The organism is Acidomonas methanolica (assembly GCF_004346035.1).
In the GTDB taxonomy this organism is placed as follows: domain Bacteria; phylum Pseudomonadota; class Alphaproteobacteria; order Acetobacterales; family Acetobacteraceae; genus Acidomonas; species Acidomonas methanolica.
The window spans coordinates 1-16,789 of sequence record NZ_SLZN01000013.1 but is presented as its reverse complement, the minus strand read 5'-3'; the positions used below and the strand labels follow the sequence as shown (position 1 = coordinate 16,789).

At 66.8% G+C, this 16,789-nt stretch carries 10 protein-coding genes and 3 pseudogenes; 1 reads left to right on the top strand and 12 read right to left on the bottom strand.

What is annotated here, in order from left to right; translation table 11 throughout:
• Positions 1–85 precede the first annotated feature (85 nt).
• The 10 genes from topA to EDC31_RS10485 form a co-directional block, all read right to left on the bottom strand.
• Entirely contained in the window at positions 86–2,689 is a 2,604-nt protein-coding gene (topA, locus tag EDC31_RS10530) for a type I DNA topoisomerase (RefSeq protein WP_081797462.1), read from the bottom strand.
• Positions 2,686–3,861, bottom strand: a complete 1,176-nt coding sequence (gene dprA, locus EDC31_RS10525) for a DNA-processing protein DprA (protein ID WP_042057026.1) — start codon at positions 3,859–3,861, stop codon at positions 2,686–2,688. Before dprA ends, topA begins: the two co-directional genes overlap by 4 nt.
• Positions 3,862–3,902: 41 nt before the next feature.
• Positions 3,903–4,568, bottom strand: coding sequence for a glycerol-3-phosphate 1-O-acyltransferase PlsY (plsY, locus tag EDC31_RS10520; protein ID WP_042057027.1), 666 nt, complete (start codon positions 4,566–4,568; stop codon positions 3,903–3,905).
• Positions 4,565–5,875: a dihydroorotase gene (locus EDC31_RS10515; RefSeq protein ID WP_042057030.1), complete on the bottom strand. Its 1,311-nt coding sequence runs from the start codon at positions 5,873–5,875 to the stop codon at positions 4,565–4,567. The genes plsY and EDC31_RS10515 overlap by 4 nt, the downstream gene beginning before the upstream one ends.
• Positions 5,872–6,825 carry an aspartate carbamoyltransferase catalytic subunit gene (locus EDC31_RS10510; protein WP_042057033.1) on the bottom strand — a complete coding sequence of 318 codons (954 nt, stop codon included), beginning with the start codon at positions 6,823–6,825 and terminating at the stop codon, positions 5,872–5,874. Before EDC31_RS10510 ends, EDC31_RS10515 begins: the two co-directional genes overlap by 4 nt.
• Positions 6,818–8,224 carry a glutamate--tRNA ligase gene (gene gltX / locus EDC31_RS10505; protein WP_042057049.1) on the bottom strand — a complete coding sequence of 469 codons (1,407 nt, stop codon included), beginning with the start codon at positions 8,222–8,224 and terminating at the stop codon, positions 6,818–6,820. The genes EDC31_RS10510 and gltX overlap by 8 nt, the downstream gene beginning before the upstream one ends.
• A gap of 147 nt (positions 8,225–8,371) precedes the next feature.
• Positions 8,372–11,263, bottom strand: coding sequence for a 2-oxoglutarate dehydrogenase E1 component (locus EDC31_RS10500; protein ID WP_042057035.1), 2,892 nt, complete (start codon positions 11,261–11,263; stop codon positions 8,372–8,374).
• Positions 11,264–11,379: 116 nt separating this feature from the next.
• Complete coding sequence (locus EDC31_RS10495; RefSeq protein WP_042057037.1) at positions 11,380–11,796, bottom strand: DUF4112 domain-containing protein; 417 nt, start codon at positions 11,794–11,796, stop codon at positions 11,380–11,382.
• Positions 11,797–11,878: 82 nt separating this feature from the next.
• A complete protein-coding gene (locus EDC31_RS10490; RefSeq protein WP_042057038.1) occupies positions 11,879–13,129 on the bottom strand; it encodes an arsenic transporter in 1,251 nt (416 codons plus the stop codon).
• The gene (locus tag EDC31_RS10485; protein ID WP_186819996.1) at positions 13,126–14,358 is read right to left on the bottom strand and encodes an MFS transporter; all 1,233 of its coding nucleotides are present in this window, start codon (positions 14,356–14,358) and stop codon (positions 13,126–13,128) included. Before EDC31_RS10485 ends, EDC31_RS10490 begins: the two co-directional genes overlap by 4 nt.
• Positions 14,359–14,742: 384 nt before the next feature.
• Between EDC31_RS10485 and EDC31_RS10480 the strand changes: the two are divergent.
• Positions 14,743–14,971: pseudogene (locus EDC31_RS10480) on the top strand (DDE-type integrase/transposase/recombinase); the annotation flags it as partial.
• A gap of 1,047 nt (positions 14,972–16,018) precedes the next feature.
• Here EDC31_RS10480 and EDC31_RS10475 read toward each other — a convergent pair.
• Both EDC31_RS10475 and EDC31_RS18155 read right to left on the bottom strand, forming a co-directional pair.
• Positions 16,019–16,606, bottom strand: a pseudogene (locus tag EDC31_RS10475) (transposase); the annotation flags it as partial.
• 34 nt (positions 16,607–16,640) lie between these two features.
• Positions 16,641–16,789 (bottom strand): annotated as a pseudogene (locus tag EDC31_RS18155) (IS256 family transposase); the annotation flags it as partial.

Below are 16,789 nucleotides of genomic sequence, written 5' to 3'. Positions count from 1 at the left end.
CGACGTCCAAGCGCCGCAATTTTGCCCATATGTGTCACGGATACAACGGCGTAAAGGGCCGCGGCACAAGGGGAGCGCGAGCGCGCTACGCGTCCACCTTCGCCGCGCCGCGCCGCGCGGGCGCCTTGGCCTTCGTTTTCGCCTTCGGGGCCGCCTTTCCGGAGGATTTGCCCTTTCCGGCCTTCGCCTTCAGCGGTTTGCCCTTTTCCCGCAGCAACTCCACCGCTTCGTCGAGCGTCACCTCGTCCATGGACACGCCTTTCGGCAGATTCGCTATGATCTGCCCATGCTGGGCGTAGGGGCCGAAGCGCCCTTTGCGGATCATGACGGGCTCGCCATCGCCCGGATGCGCGCCGAGCGTGCGGATCGAGGCCATTTTCTTGGCCAGGGCGTCCATGGCGCGGTTGAGGCCGATGGTGAGCACGTCGTCATCCGCATCCAGCGTGCCGTAGATCGCCCCCATTTTCACGTAGGGGCCGAACCGCCCCAGCCCCGCCTCGACCGGCTCGCCCGTCTCGGGATGGACGCCGACGAGTCGCGGCAGGGAAAGCAGGCCGAGCGCCTGTTCCAGCGTGATCTTGTCCCCCTCGACACCCTTGGGAATGGTGGTGCGTTTCGGCTTGATCTTCTTGTTCTCGGGGTCCGCCTCGCCCTGCTGGATATAGAGCCCGTACGGCCCACGCCGGACCGTGACATCCTGCCCCGTGGCGGGGTCCTGTCCCAGCACGCGCATCCCGTCCTTCAGCGCGTCGCCTTCCGCCGCGTCTTCCGCGACGAGGCGGCGGGTGAACTGGCAGGACGGGTAGTTGGAGCAGCCGATGAACGCCCCGAACTTGCCCAGCCGCAGCCCCAGACGCCCCGTGCCGCAGGCGGTGCAGGCGCGCGGATCGCCGCCATCCTCGCGGGACGGGAAGAAATGCGGGCCGAGGTCGCGGTCCAGCGCGTCGATGACATCCGAGATCTTGAGATCCTTCGTCTGCTCGACCGCATGGGAGAAATCGCGCCAGAATGCGGCCATGACGTCGTGCCAGTCCGCCCGGCCGCCGGAAATATCGTCGAGCTGCTCCTCCAGCCCGGCGGTGAAGCCGGTATCCACATAACGCTCGAAGAAGGAGACGAGGAACGCCGTCACCAGACGGCCGCGATCCTCCGGCACGAAGCGCCGGTTGTCCAGCCGGACGTAATTGCGCTCCCGCAACACGCTGAGAATCGAGGCATAGGTGGAAGGGCGGCCGATGCCGATCTCCTCCATCCGCTTGACGAGGCTGGCCTCCGAATAGCGCGGCGGCGGCTGGGTGAAATGCTGCTCCGCCAGCGCGCCGAGGGTCTTGGGCCTGTCGCCCTCGCGCAGGGGCGGGAGCAGGCGGCCTTCCTCGTCCTCGCTCTTCGCGTCGTCGCGCCCTTCGGAATAGAGCTTGAGAAAGCCGTCGAAAGCGATGACCGAGCCGGTGGCCCGGAGCACGATCTGTCCGGTCGGATCGACGAGTTCGACGATCACCTGGTCGAGTTCCGCCGACTGCATCTGCGAGGCGACCGCGCGCTTCCAGACCAGATCGTACAGCCGTTTCTGCTCGTCCGAAAGGTGACGGGCGAGCTGTTCCGGCGTGCGCGTCACGTCGGTCGGGCGCACGGCCTCGTGCGCCTCCTGCGCGTTCTTGGCCTTGGTGGCGTAGTGGCGCGGCTTTTCGGGCACGTACTCGGCCCCCAGCGCGCCGCCGATATGGGAGCGGATCGCGACGATCGCCTCATTGGCCATCTGCACGCCGTCGGTCCGCATATAGGTGATGAGCCCGACCGTCTCGCCGCCGATATCCACGCCTTCGTAAAGCTGCTGCGCCGTCCGCATCGTCGTCTGCGCGCTCATGCCGAGCTTGCGGGAGGCTTCCTGCTGCAGCGTCGAGGTGGTGAAGGGCGGGGGCGGGTTGCGCCTGACCTTGCGCTTCTCGACCGACCGCACGGTGAAGGGCGCCGAGGCGACCGCGTCGCGCGCCGCATGGGCGTCCGTCTCGTTGGCGAGGTCGAACTGCTCCAGCTTCCTGCCGCCGAAATGCGTCAGCCGCGCCGTGAAGCGCGCGTTGGTGGCCGTGGCGAAATCCGCCGTCACCGTCCAGTATTCGCGCGACTGGAAGACCTCGATCTCGGCTTCGCGCTCGCAGATCAGCCGCAATGCGACGGATTGCACGCGCCCGGCGCTCCGGCTGCCCGGGAGCTTGCGCCAGAGCACCGGGGAGAGGGTGAACCCCACGAGGTAGTCCAGGGCGCGGCGGGCCAGATAGGCCTCGATCAGCGGCATGTCCAACTCGCGGGGATGGGCCATCGCCGTCTGGATCGCGCTCTTGGTGATCTCGTTGAACGTCACGCGCTGGACATCGACGCCCTTGAGCGCGTTGCGCTCCTGCAAGGCCGCGCGCACATGCCAGGAAATCGCCTCGCCCTCGCGATCGGGGTCGGTGGCGAGATAGAGGTGCCGCGCGCCCTTCAGCGCCTTGGCGATGGTCGCGATCTGCTTGGCGCCGCGCTCGTCGGTCTGCCAGTCCATCGCGAAATTCTCGTCCGGACGCACGCTGCCGTCCTTGGGCGGTAGGTCGCGCACATGGCCGAAGGAGGCGAGCACCGTAAAACTGTCGCCCAGATATTTGTTGATGGTCTTGGCTTTTGCCGGGCTTTCGACCACTACGACGCTCGTCATGTCTCTTCCGGTATCCCTTGCGGCGTCCCTGTCACCGGGCTGTTCCGCCCGTCGGCCCGCGCCATGACGCGCCCGCCGGGAACGAAGGCGGCATGACCCCCCAGTTCGAGTTCCGACAGCGCGGCCATGACGGCCGATACGGAGAACTGGCAGCGGGACACGATCGCGTCAACCGGCACGGGTACGGGAGAAAGCAGGGATCGCACCGTCGCGACCGCATGCGCGCCTAGCCGGCCGGCTCCGTTCCACGCCGATTTCGCCTCCGCGAACCCCTCCGGCCGCACCCATGGCGGAACAAAAGCCGGGGGCAGCGACTCCGGCAATTCCGCCAGGATGTCCTCGGCCGTCTCGGTCAGGATCGCGCCGTCGCGCAGGAGGCGGTTGCCGCCGCGCGACCGCGCGTCCAGTGGCGAACCGGGGACGGCAAAGAGGTCGCGCCCGTATTCCAGCGCCAGACGCGCGGTGATCAGCGTGCCCGAGCGCTCCGCCGCCTCGATGATGAGCGTGCCCAGCGTCATGCCGGCGATCAGCCGGTTGCGCCGGGGAAAATGGCGCGCGGTCGGCACCGTGCCGAGCGGCGCTTCGGTGACGATGCAGCCCCGCGCGGCGATCAGCGCCTGCAGATCACGATTTTGCGCGGGATAGATCGAATCGGCGCCGCCCCCGATCGCGGCGACCGTCGCGCCGGTCTCGATCGCCCCGCGATGCGCCGCCGCGTCGATGCCCAGCGCCAGGCCGGACATCACGCATAACCCCGCCGCGGCGCACTCCCGGCCGAGCGATTCGGCAAGGCTCAGCCCCGCCGCCGACGGATGGCGCGCGCCCACGATCGCCACGCCCCGGCGGGAAGCCAGCGCGACATCGCCGAGAACGGAAAGAACGGGCGGCGGATCGACGATATGGGCGAGGAGAAGCGGATAATCGGCATCGCCCAGCACGAGCATGCGCCCGCCCAGACGCTCCGTTCCCGCGATCTCGTCCTCGATTTCGGCGCGGGAGGGGATGTGCGACGGCCCGTCCCGTCCTGCGCGGCGCATGCGCTCGGGAATCGCTTCGATCGCCGCCGCCGCCGATCCGTAACAGGCGAGGAATCGCGGGAAATTGATCGGCCCGATCCCTTCGGACCGGGCGAGGCGGATCATGTCGAATCGATCTGAAGGCGTGGCGGTCATGCCGCCATTCTGGCCGCAGAACCTTTCCGAATGGTTAACGCTTACGGATCGATTTTATGTTGCGGTGTTTTTTGCGGCGTCGCGCCGAGCTGGATGCGGGACTCCTTGCCCGCGATGAGCCGCTCGATATTCTCCCGGTGCCGCAGCAGGATCAGCAGGGTGAGCAGCAGTGTCGCGATGCACAAGGGGGAACGGAACGGCTGCGCGCTCAGGACGGGCATCAGCATGGGAGCCGCGAGGAAGGCCGCCAGCGCGCCCGCCGAGGAGATATGGGTGAGCTTCGCCACGGCGAGCCAGATCGCGCAACAGATGAGCCCGACCGGCCAGCACAGCGCGCCGATCACGCCCAGCCCTGTCGCCACGCCTTTGCCGCCGCGAAAGCCCAGCCAGATCGGGAAGCAATGGCCGATCACCGCCAGCAGCGCCGCGACGGACGCCGCCATCGTCGCGTCGCCGGGGCAAAGGCGGCGGGCGATCAGCACCGCCGCCACGCCCTTGAGCGCGTCCAGCACCAGAGTCGCCGCCGCCAGCCCTCTGCGCCCGGTGCGCAGCACGTTGGTCGCGCCGATATTCCCCGAGCCGATCGTGCGGATGTCCCCGGCTCCGCCCAGCCGGGTGAGGAAAAGGCCGAACGGGATGCTGCCCAGCAGATAGGCGAGTGCTGCCGCCAGAAGGAGCGCGGGCGGGACATGGTGCGGAACGCTCATGATGCGGCTCCTTCGAAGACGCGCAGCCCGGCTTTCCACGTTCCGAGCACGCGGCCTCGGAGCGTCCGCCGGTCGAATGGCGTGTTCTGCGCCCGGCCCGGCAACTCGCGCGCATGAACGGTCCATTCCGCCTCGGGGTCGAACAGGCAGAGATCGCCCGGCTGCCCCTGCGCCAGCGATCCGGCCGCCACGCCGAAGAGGTGAGCCGGTCCCGCCGTCAGCAGATGCAGGGCGCGCTCCAGCGTGATGTCGCCCGCCGTCACTCGTTCCAGCGTGACGCCCAGCAGCGTCACCAGACCCGTGCCGCCCGCCGCCGCCTGGGCGAAGGGCAGGCGCTTGTCGTCCGCGTCCCAGGGCGTGTGGTCCGAGGCGATGGCGTCGATCGTCCCGTCCGCCAGCGCGGCGCAGACGGCGAGCCGGTCCGCCTCGCAGCGCAGGGGCGGGGACAGCTTCGCATAGGTGCGGTAATCGCGGATCTCCTCCTCGTTCAGCGCGAAATAGGGCGGGGCGGTGTCGCAGGTGATCGCCAGCCCCCGCATCTTCGCCGCGCGGATGAGATCGAGCCCCTCGCCGGTCGAGACATGGCTGAAATGCAGCCGCGCCCCGGTCATTTCCGCCAGGCGGATGTCGCGCGCGATCAGGATCGCCTCGGCGGCGGCGGGGATCTGCGGGAGACCCAGCGTGGTCGCCAGAGGGCCGGCGGTCGCGCAGCCGCCCCTGGCCAGCGACGGATCTTCCGGATGCTGCACGACGATCGCGCCGATCCCCCGCGCATAGGCGAGAAGCTGGCGCATCCGCTTGGTGTCGGCGATCGCGCGCGTGCCGTCGGTGAACGCGATTGCCCCGGCCTCGCGCAGCATCGCGAGTTCCGCCATCTCCTCGCCGTCGCAGCCCTTGGTCAGCGCGCCGTAGGGGAGAATCGTGACGAGGCCCGTCTCCTCGCCGCGCGAGCGCAGGAGGCGCACCAGCGAGGGATCGTCGATGGCCGGGCGGGAATTGGGCAGAACGCCGATCGTCGTCACCCCGCCCGCCGCCGCGGCGCGGGCGCAGGAAGCGATGGTCTCGCGATATTCGAAGCCCGGCTCGCCGATGGCCACGCGCATGTCCACGAAGCCGGGAGAAAGAATCGCGCCGCCGCCATCGACGGTCACGCCCCCTTCCGGCGCGCCTTCGGCCCCCGGCGTATCGCGCCCGGCGATCCGGCCGTCGCGCAGGAGCAGCCGTCCCGGCGCGATGGTCTGGGCCTCCGGATCGAAGAGCCGCACATTCTCGAAGACCAGAGCGGCGGGCGGAGCGGTCGGGCTCATGCGGGCACCCTCATGCGGGAGAGACGATCCAGCACGGCCATACGCACGGCGACCCCCATCTCGACCTGTTCCTGAATCACGCTCTGTACCGAATCGGCGACGTCGGAGGCGATCTCCACGCCCCGGTTCATCGGACCGGGATGGAGGACGAGCGCGCCGGGCTTTGCCAGGGCGAGGCGACGGCCGTCCAGCCCGTAGAAGCGGAAGAACTCGCGCGCGCTGGGCACCAGACCGGCCCCCATGCGTTCGCGCTGGAGGCGCAGCGCCATGACGGCGTCCACGTCGCGCAGGCCCTCTTCCATCGTGTGGAAGACCTCGACCGCGCCGAGGCGGGCGATCGCCTCCGGCACCAGGGTCGGCGGCCCGACCACGCGCACGTGGCTGCCCATGGCCGTCAGCAGGTGGATGTTCGAGCGCGCGACCCGGCTATGGCCGACATCGCCGCAGATTGCGACGGTAAGCCCCGTCAGCGTGCCGAGGTGACGACGGAGGGTCAGCGCATCCAGCAGCGCCTGCGTCGGATGCTCGTGCATCCCGTCCCCGGCATTGACGACGCTGGCCTCGACCTTGCGCGCCAGCAGGGCGGGCGCGCCGGAGGCGGCATGACGCACGACGAGCAGGTCGCAGCGCATGGCGTTCAGCGTCGCCGCCGTGTCCAGCAGCGTCTCGCCCTTGTTCACCGAGGAGGTGGCGACCGTCATGTTGATGACGTCCGCGCCGAGGCGCTTGCCCGCGAGTTCGAAGCTGGTGCGGGTGCGGGTGCTGTCCTCGAAGAAGAGGTTGATGAGCGTGCGCCCGCGCAACGCGTCGCGCGGCGCGGTGCGGGAGCGCGACAGCAGGGCGTAGCTGGCGGCGAGATCGAGATAGGGCTCGATCTCGGCTTGGGTCATCCCCTCGATGCCGAGGAGATGGTGCCGGGGGAGAGGGTCTCGGGCGGCCGTCTCAGCCATGGGCGATCGCGGCTCCGATGCGCGCCAGCACCTCGTCCCGGCCCAGCGCCGCGAGGGTCTGGTCGATCCCCGGGGAGACGGTGTTGCCCGTCATCGCCGCGCGCAGCGGCTGGGCGATCTGGCCGAGCTTCAAACCGTGACGATCGGCATGTCCGCGCAGCGCCGCGTCGATCGCCCCGGCGCTGAAGGGTTCGACCAGCGCCAGCGTGTGGGAGAGGCCCTTGAGCGTCGCCTTGCCGGCCGCGTCCAGCAGCTTGAGTGCTTTCGCGTTGTAGGTCAGGGGCACGGAGCGCCCGAGGAAGGCGGCGTTGTCGGCCAGCTCCGTCAGCAGCTTGGCGCGCTCCTTGAGGTCCGGCATGAGGGCGCGCACCCGGGCGCGGACGGTCTCGTCGGTGTCGATGCCCTCGCGCCCCGTCAGCCGCTCCATCACATCCGCCGTCAGCCGCTCGTCATCCGCCTTGCGCAGATAGACGCCGTTCACATGGGTCAGTTTGAGGTAGTCCATGCGGGAGGGCGAGCGCCCGACGCCGTCGAGGTCGAAGAGGCGGATCTGCTCGTCGCGCGAGAGGATTTCCGCATCGCCATGGCCCCAGCCGAGGCGGAGCAGGTAGTTGCAGAGCGCCTCCGGCAGGTAGCCCGCCTCGCGGAAATCGACGACCGACTGTGCGCCGTGACGCTTGGACAGCTTCGCCCCGTCCGGCCCGTGGATCAGCGGCAGATGCGCGAAATGCGGCAGATTCCAGCCCATGGCCCGGTAGATCATCGCCTGGCGGAAGGTGTTGGTCAGGTGGTCGTCGCCGCGGATGACGTGGGTGATCGCCATGTCATGATCGTCGCACACCACGGCGTGCAGATAGGTCGGCGTGCCGTCGGAGCGCAGGAGGATGAGGTCGTCCATCTCCGCATTGGCGACGCGCACCTCGCCCTGGACGAGATCGCGGATCACGGTCTCGCCCTCGCGCGGGGCTTTCAGCCGGACGGCGAAGGGCGCGCCGGGCGGGGCCTCGGCGGGATCGCGGTCGCGCCAGTAGCCATTATAGCGCGGAGGCAGTCCCTTCGCGACCGCCTCCTCGCGCATCGCCTGAAGCTCCTCCGCCGTGCAGTAGCAGCGATAGGCCAGCCCGCGTTCCAGCAGGTCGAGCGCCACTTCCGTATGGCGCGGCTGGCGCGTGGACTGGAAGACGGGCGCCTCGTCCGGCGTCAGGCCCATCCAGGCCAGCCCGTCGAAAATCACCTCGACCGCCTTCTGGGTCGAGCGCTCCTTGTCGGTATCCTCGATCCGCAACAGGAATTGCCCGCCATGGTGGCGGGCGAAGAGGAAATTGAACAGGGCGGCGCGGGCGTTGCCGATATGCAGCAGGCCGGTCGGGGAGGGGGCGAAGCGCGTGCGGACGGTCATGCGCGCTCCCTTAGCATGCCCGACCGCGCGCATGAAGTGGAGGCGTCGGGTCGAGCGTGTCCCGGCCGCCCGTCCCGCTTACGCCTTCTCGGCTCCCTTGACTTCAGGCAGGGGCGGGACCGATCCGCCGCGAGCGGAGGACAACGGTCACGCCAGGCCGAGCGCCTCCGCGATGAGCTGCTGCTGCTGCGCGACGTGTTCGCTCGCCAGACCCGTCGCAGGCGACGCGCCTTCCGGACGTCCGACATAGGACGGACGGCCCGCCTTGTGCCCGACCGCCGTCAGCGTCTTCTCGATGCGCCGATCGACGAAGCTCCACGCTCCGCTGTTCTCCGGCTCTTCCTGGCACCAGATGACGGTGGCGTTCGGGTAGCGCGCGAGTGCGGCGGCCAGATCGGCCTGCGGGAAGGGATAGAACTGCTCCAGACGCAGGATCGCGATGTCGCGCCGTCCGGCCTCCTGCCGTGCGGCATGCAGGTCATAATAGACCTTGCCGCTGCACAGGACGACGCGGCTGATTTCCACATCCGGCGCCAGTTCGTCCGTCTCCGCCAGAACCGGCTGGAACGCCGTGCCGGGCAGGAAATCCGCCAGCTTCGACACGGCGGCCTTGTTCCGCAGCAGCGATTTCGGCGTCATCAGCACCAGGGGCTTGCGCGATCCGGGGAAAAGCTGGCGGCGCAGCGCGTGGAAATAGTTCGCCGGGGTGGTGATGTTGCCCACGCGCATGTTGTCCTCGGCGCAAAGTTGGAGATAGCGCTCCAGCCGCGCGGAGGAATGTTCCGGCCCCTGTCCCTCGAAGCCGTGCGGCAAAAGCATCACCAGCGCCGAGGTGCGGAGCCATTTCGTCTCGCCCGACGCGATGAACTGGTCGATGATGACCTGCGCGCCGTTCGCGAAATCGCCGAACTGCGCTTCCCACAACACCAATGTCGCGGGATCGGTCAGGCTGTAGCCGTATTCGAAACCGAGCACGCCGAATTCCGACAGCAGCGAATTATAGACTTCCAGCTTCGCCCGCGCATTCGGCATCGCGTTGAGCGGCGTATATTCCGTCTGCGTCTTCTGGTCGATCAGCACCGCGTGACGCTGGCTGAACGTGCCGCGCTGGCAGTCCTCGCCGGACAGGCGCACGCGATGCCCTTCGAGCATCAGACTCCCGAAGGCCAGCGCCTCGCCCGTCGCCCAGTCGATGCCGTCCCCGCCTTCGATCGCGTCCGCCCGCGCCTGGATCACGCGCTTGAGGCGCGGGTGCAGCGTGAAATCCTTCGGCACCTGCGTCATCGCGCGGCCGATTTCCTCCAATGCCGTCTCGCCGATCCCGGTCAGCGGCTCGCCCGCCTTGCGGCCCTGCGCGATCTGGCTCGGATCCTGCCCGGTATCCATCCAGTCGGCGAGATTGGGCTTGTAGCCCTTGGCCACTTCGAATTCGGCCTGGAGATGATCCTGGAAGTCCTGCCACTGCGCATCGGACAGGGCCTTGTCCATCACTCCCTCTTCCGCCAGCTTCTGCGCATAGAGCGTCCGCAGCGTCGGGCGCGCGGCGATGGCCTGATACATCACCGGCTGCGTGAAGGCCGGTTCGTCCGCCTCGTTATGGCCATGACGGCGATACCCGACCAGATCGAGCACGATATCGGTCGCGAATTCCCGGCGGAAATCGGCCGACAGCCGCGCCGCATACACCGCGGCGTCCGGATCGTCGCCATTCACATGCAGGATCGGCGCCTGAACCGCCTTGGCGATATCCGTGCAATACATGCCGGAATAGGCATGGGCGGAGACCGTCGTGAAGCCGATCTGGTTGTTCGTCACCACATGGACGGTGCCCCCGGTGCGGTAGCCGATCAGTTGCGACATCGCCATGGTCTCATACACGATGCCCTGCCCCGCGAAAGCGGCGTCGCCATGAACCAGAACGCCGAGATGCCGGTGGCGCTCCGCCTTGCCGACGGAGCCGTCGCGATCCTGCAAGGCGCGCACGCGGCCGACCACCACCGGATCGACGGCTTCGAGATGCGAGGGATTGGGCAGCAGCGACACGCGCACGTCGTGCCCCGCCACGCGCAGCGTCGCCGCCGTGCCGAGATGGTATTTCACGTCGCCGGAGCCCTGCACGTCGCCCGGCTTGAAGCTCGCCCCGGCGAACTCGCTGAAAATCGCGGCGAAGGGCTTCTGCACGATGTTCGCCATGGTGTTCAACCGCCCGCGATGGGCCATGCCCAGCGAAACGGACGCCGTGCCGCTGCGCACCGACTGGTCGATGATCGCATGCAGCACCGGAATCGTGATTTCGCTGCCTTCCAGTCCGAAGCGCTTCGTGCCGGTATAGCGCTTCTGGCAGAAGCTCTCGAAGCCTTCCGCCTCGGTCAGTTGCGTCAGGACCACCTTTCTGGCGTCGGCGGGCAGCCCGGCCTGCCAGTTGTCGCCTTCCAGCCGCTTCTGGATCCAGGCGCGCTGGTCCGCCGCCTGGATATGCATGAATTCCGCGCCGATCGACCCGCAATAGGTCGCGCGCAGGGCGGCGACGAGTTCATGGATGGTCGCGGCGTCCCGGTCGGGCATCAGCGCGTGCAGAACCCGGCCGAGATAGATCGGCCGTTCCCGGTCGTCCTCGCCGAATCCATAGGTCGCCGGATCGAGATCGGCATGGGGCGCCGGGATTTTCAGCCCGAGCGGATCGAGTCGCGCCTCCAGATGGCCGCGCACGCGATAGGCCCGCATCAACTGGACGGCGCGCAGGCTGTCATCGATGGAACCCGCGAGCCCGGCCGGAGTCGCCGGGGCCATCGGCGCCATGCGTTCGGCCTCGTTGACGGACGTCCCCCCCTCGATGCCCTCGATGAAGGAGTGGTGCGGCGCCCAGCTCGCGCCGCTCGCATCGGCGAGAATCCGGGCGCTCTCGTCGTCGAGCGTCGCGAAGAACTGCGCGAAGGACGGGTCCACGCTGTTCGGGTCCTGCGCCCAGCGCGCCTGAAGGTCCGCGAGATACACCGTATTCGCCCCGTTCAACATGCTGGAAAAGCCGATTTCACCCATGGCTGGTCCATCCCCTCCGTCCGTTTCGACGCTCTAGCGACCCTGTTGCGAATAGACCGGATGACGGCGCGGACCCAAGCCTTTTCAGCGGCGGCGGATCGGGCGTCGGCCTGTACTCACGCCGCGGTACGCCCTGGACCCGACATCGGGCGGCCGTTCAGATGACGCTCGATCAGGGCGACATTCCGCAGATTGGCCTTGAAGGCGGCGTCGAACAGATCGCCTGCGAGAGGCACGGTATCGACCACCGTCTCGACGGCGACATTCCCCACCATGCGCAGGAGCAGATCGTTCGGCACGCCCATGCGCCACGCCTCCAGAACGATGTAGAGCGAAATCAGCCCCATCACGACATTTCCGCCGCCGGGGATCAGCCCGATCAGCGCATCGATCCCCAGCCGGAACCGTGTGCCCGGCAGGCGGAAGGCAGCGTCCAGCAGCCAAGCCAGCCGTTTGACGCGCCGCAAACGACGGGCCGTGTCGGCCCCGATGGGTGGCAGGATATCTCCAGTAAGAACGCCGGCATCTATCATGATCGTGACATGGCGAGGCCCGTGACGGATTTCAACGCCCGGATTTTCAGATCGGGCGCGTCCGGAGTCGGAGTCTGTCCGCCTACCCGATCCAGAGCCGCGCGCCCAAAGCGGCGGCCAGGGCGGTGGGCATTGCGATGGCGCCCAGTTTCAGGAATTGCAGGAAACTGACGTCCTCGCCCTCGCGGCGGATCGCCTGGAGCCAGAGGATCGTCGCCAGCGAGCCAGTGATCGAAAGATTGGGGCCGAGATCGACGCCGATCAGCAGGCTGTCCACGACGAGGTGCGGCACATGCGCCTGGCCGATCGCCGTGCTGGCGACCAGCCCGGCGGGCAGGTTGTTCGTCAGGTTGGACGCGAAGGCGAGAATCGTGCCCGACCAGAGCGCCGTCGCCCCGGCATCATGCCGCGCCGCCCCTCCGAGCGCCGTGGCGATCCGGCTGACGAGGCCGGTGCGGTCCACTGCCTCCACCAGCACGAAAAGACCGGCCACGAGCGGCAGAACCCCCCAGGACACGCCACGCGCCAGTGCGAGCGGCGAGCGCCGCCCGAGCGCCGAGACACCCAGCGCCGTCGCCAGCCCCGCCAACGCCGTCGGCAGTCCCAGCGGCCGGCCGAAGACGGAGAACGTCACCAGCAGGAGAGCGGTCAGCAGGATGCCGCAGAGCGCCGCCTTGCCGCCCGCGCCGAGCGGCGCCGTCCCGACATGGGCGGCGCAACTGCCCCTCAGTTGCTCGCGATAGACGAGGCGCAGGACGATATAAGTGACGACGATGGCGCCGAGCGACGGCAGGGCGAAGGACGTCAGCCATCGGGTGAGGGCGGGCAGACTGCCGTCATATAGCACGATATTCGCCGGGTTGGAGATCGGCAGAACGAAACTCGCCGCGTTGGCGATCAGCGCGCAGGCGAACAGCATCGGCAGAGGATCGGCCTTCGCCCGCGTCGCGGCGGCGAAAACCGCGGGCGTCAGCACCACGGCGGTCGCGTCGTTGGACATGAGGGCCGTCACCGCGATCCCGGCGAGATAGACCAGCGTGAACAGCCGCGTCGACGAGCCCGCGGCGTGCCCGGCCGCCGCCATCGCGATCCAGTCGAAAACCCCGTTCTCGCGCGCGGCCTCGCTCAGCAGCATCATGCCGCTCAGGAAGAGATAGACATCGAGGCCCCTCACCACGGCTGCGCCGGCGGCGGCGACCGGCATGAGCCCCGCCGCGACCAGCAGCACGCTCCCCGCCACCGCCCAGATCCATTCCGGCACCCGCCAGGGTCGCACGATGACGCCCGCCGTGGCCAGCGCGGCGATCGCCCAGATCGCGTCAGTCACGGTCATGGCGCACTGGCGGAACGAATCGCCCGGCCGAAGCCGATCCAGAGGACGAGCGAAAGGACGGCGATGGCGCCCAGCACATGGAAGGCGGCGGCGTAGCCCAGGTCCTGGGCGAGCCAGCCTCCGAGAGCGGGCGACAGCGACGCGCCCACGCCCTGCGCCGTCATCACGACGCCCTGGCCGACATTGACGCGCCCCGTCCGGTCCAGCAGCCGCGCGACGAGACCGGGCACGGCGACGCTCTGCAACCCGGCCCCGATGCCGTCGAGCGCCTGGACAGGCCACACTCCCCAATGCGTGATGAAGCTCCCGGCCAGCGCGCCGCGCAAGGGCAGCGCCGCGAAGGACATGAGCAGGACCGGCCAATAGCCCCAGCGGGCGACGAGCCGCATCGCGGCGAGGCTGGCGAGAATCATGACGCCTTGCGCGACGACGACCGTGGTCGCCGTGAACATCGCGGGATCGCCCTTGCCCGCGCTGACGACCGCCATGCCGTAGAGTGGCAGCATCGCCGCGTTGCCGAGATGAAAGCAGGCGAGGGACGCCGCAAGGACCAGCAAAGGCTTGTGATGCAGAAACGGCCTCAACCCCTCGGCCCGCGCGGCGGTCTTCGCGTCATTGGTTCCGCTTGCTTCCAGTCCGCTCTCTTCCAGTCCTCTGGCGGCCTGATGGTCTATCGCGTCTTCGGGCACTCTGAGGACGGAGGCGATGGCGAGCGCGCCGAACGCGGCGGCCAGGAAAAAGATCGCCGTCATGCCGAAGCGCCAGCCGAGCCAGCCCGACAGGCCGGCGCCCACCATGTTCCCGGCATGGTTCCAGGCCTGGTTCCGGCCCATCTGTGCGGTGAAGCCGCTTTGCCGGACGATCCCCAGCGTCATGCCCGCCACGGTCGGCCCGATCGCAGCCCCGGCGATGGCGGTCGCGAGCTGGCTCGCCGTGACGACGAGCGGCGTCTGCGACCAAAGGATCAGAAAGGAAGCGAGGACGGTGCAAAGCCCCGTCACGACGACGGTGAGACGCTTTTTCGTCGTATGGTCGATGAAGGCGCCCGCGGGGATGGTCACGAGCATCCCCGCGATGCCGCCCGCCGTCATGACCGAGCCGATGGGGCCGGGGTGCCATCCGTGATGTTGCAGGAAAACGCCCAGAAACGGGCCAATGCCCGCCTGCATGTCCGCCATGAAGAAATTGAGCGCGCACAACGCCCAGGTGGCGCGGGTCCGAATCTGCATGTGCGACCGGAATATGAAACGTCTTTCCGCTCCCGCCGCATGGATGGACATCATTGCGCCGTCAACTGCGTCGGAAACCGCAACGTCGCGCAACGCGGGGGGTCATGACACACAAGCCGGGAGTCAACGGAAGCCGCGACGATATCGGAAACGCCACGATCTTCTCCAAAGCCGTCATCCCCGCAAGCGGTTCTTCTTGTCCGGAACAGGCATTCGCATATGACGCGCCGAAAAATTGACGACTGCACGACGCCGGAATCCGGATCAGGATATTAGCCGCCTCCGGCACGGCCTTACAATCCCCCTTGCGGTCCGATCCGCTGCGTCCGGGTCGCGGCTCCCTTACGTCCCGGCCCGGCAGACCGATGTCGAACGACGAATCCGCAGGGACTGAACAACCGCGCCGAAAACAGCCATCTGCCCTTACGAAAACGGGAGCGGGTCATGCAGAAATTCCGTTCACCAGGCGGATGCCAGCGTTTCATCTCCGTCTTTTTCGCCCTTACGCAACCTCTTCGTCCCGCCCGCCTCCATCAACACTGCCCCGGCCCGACACGTCCACCGTCTCCGGGCTTTCGCCCAATGGAACCGTGCGACCACTCCCGCCGCCTGAAGCCAACATGCTGGGCTGCTACGTGCATAACCAAAGTTAACGTGACGGCACCCCATGACCTGATCACCTGCCCGTATTTAATCTACTCTCGAAGTTTGCTCCAAACCCAGCGCCAAAATCGCGCCTCGGCAAGCATCAGCTTAACCATGAACGGAGGCACACCGCTTAGAGCCAATTTGTCCTGATCAGGTTCCCCTCCAAACATCACTCTAAGAGCAGCAACCAACGCAACCGCCTCGGCGATCGCTACGACGACTGTTCCCACAATGCGAATCCAATATAAACGGGCGATAATAGTGCCATTTGCAATAGGAATTATTTTATGCGCTATCCACAGGCCAGCGCACGAAATGGCTGCAGTCCTAATAACAAGAGCTCTAGTTGTCAGCGCCCTGTAACAAATAATGTATAATATAGGCACCAGAAGACACCAGTCGCAAAGTACAATTATTTCCCCCAAGCGAGGGTTTTCTTCCCAAGAAAACTTTGACCTGGAATATAAATCGATTGCTAAAAAAAGGGAATCGCAAAATAAAACCAGTGACGCCTTAGCGGGCCTAGCACAAAGTTCATTATATCGACTCCAAAACTCCACACCTTACCTTGTTTTCGTCGTGGATTTTGTCATGATTTCTGAATTTCAGCAAGTTACGAAAAACTCCCGCAGAAAATTCGGCGAACTCAGCAGCGGGCGCCCACCGGTGATGCCATGTTAACGTTGCTATGGTAGACAGCGGGGATGAGCCAGGCATCTGGAGGGATCGAAGAACCGTTGATTGATGTGTCCGGCTTATGATTTCGGGGGCGATTCAAGGAGAATCAGACAGTGAGTCAGAAACTTACGGTGCAGCGGTTACAGAGCCTTCCGTGGGCTTATGGCCAAGTGGGAGGACCCTTTCTCACGCAGACCCTTCTCTTCGGCGCGGATGGCTCGATTCAAGGGTATGATCATCCTAACGAGCGGCGTTGGCATTGTCCGTCGTCGAAAGATTTGGGAGTTTGGATGGTGTGAGATAACGGAGGAACTGGCCCCTCTGGTTATGCTGTTTAGGCGGCACGCTGCTGATGAAGCAAGCGCCGTTTCTGGATGGTGGCGCGTTTGATGCGCTCACCTTCGATCAGGATGGTCTGTCCCCGTCCGAACCAGACATCCGCCGGTGTGAGATTGTTCAGGCTCTCGTGATACCTGCGATGGTTATGGTTTTCGACGAACGCCTCGATCTGCCGTTCGAGATTGCCTGGCAGGTAGTAATGCTCGAGGAGCACGCGGTTCTTGAGGGTCTGGTGCCACCGCTCGATCTTTCCCTGCGTCCGGGGATGGTTCGGGGCGCCGCGCACATGGTCCATTGCGTGCTGATCCAGCCATTTCGCGAGGTCTTCGGCGACGTGGCAGGGGCCGTTGTCGGAGAGCGGGCGCGGCCTGTGCCTGACTGTGACCTGTTCGAGCCCCGCGGTTTGCAGGGCCAGTTCCAGCGTGTCCGTCACATCGGACGCCGCCATGGTCGTGCGGAGCTTCCAGGCGATGATATACCGCGAGAAATCGTCGAGGAGGGTCGACAGGTAGAACCATCCCCACCCGATCACCTTGAGATAGGTGAAATCGGTCTGCCAGAGCTGGTTCGGCGCCGTCGTCTTCGAGCTATGCACGAATTTGGGTGACGCGTTCTGATCAGGCGGCGCTGTGTGTGATGGCGTCGGTTTTGGCGACGCCGTTGGTGAAGATGACGCCTTCGATGATGCGGGGCAACTGGTTTGCGCCCTGAAGCCGTCGCCAGGTTTTTGACGCGGCCTGAACGAGGGTGAACACCATCAGCCTGG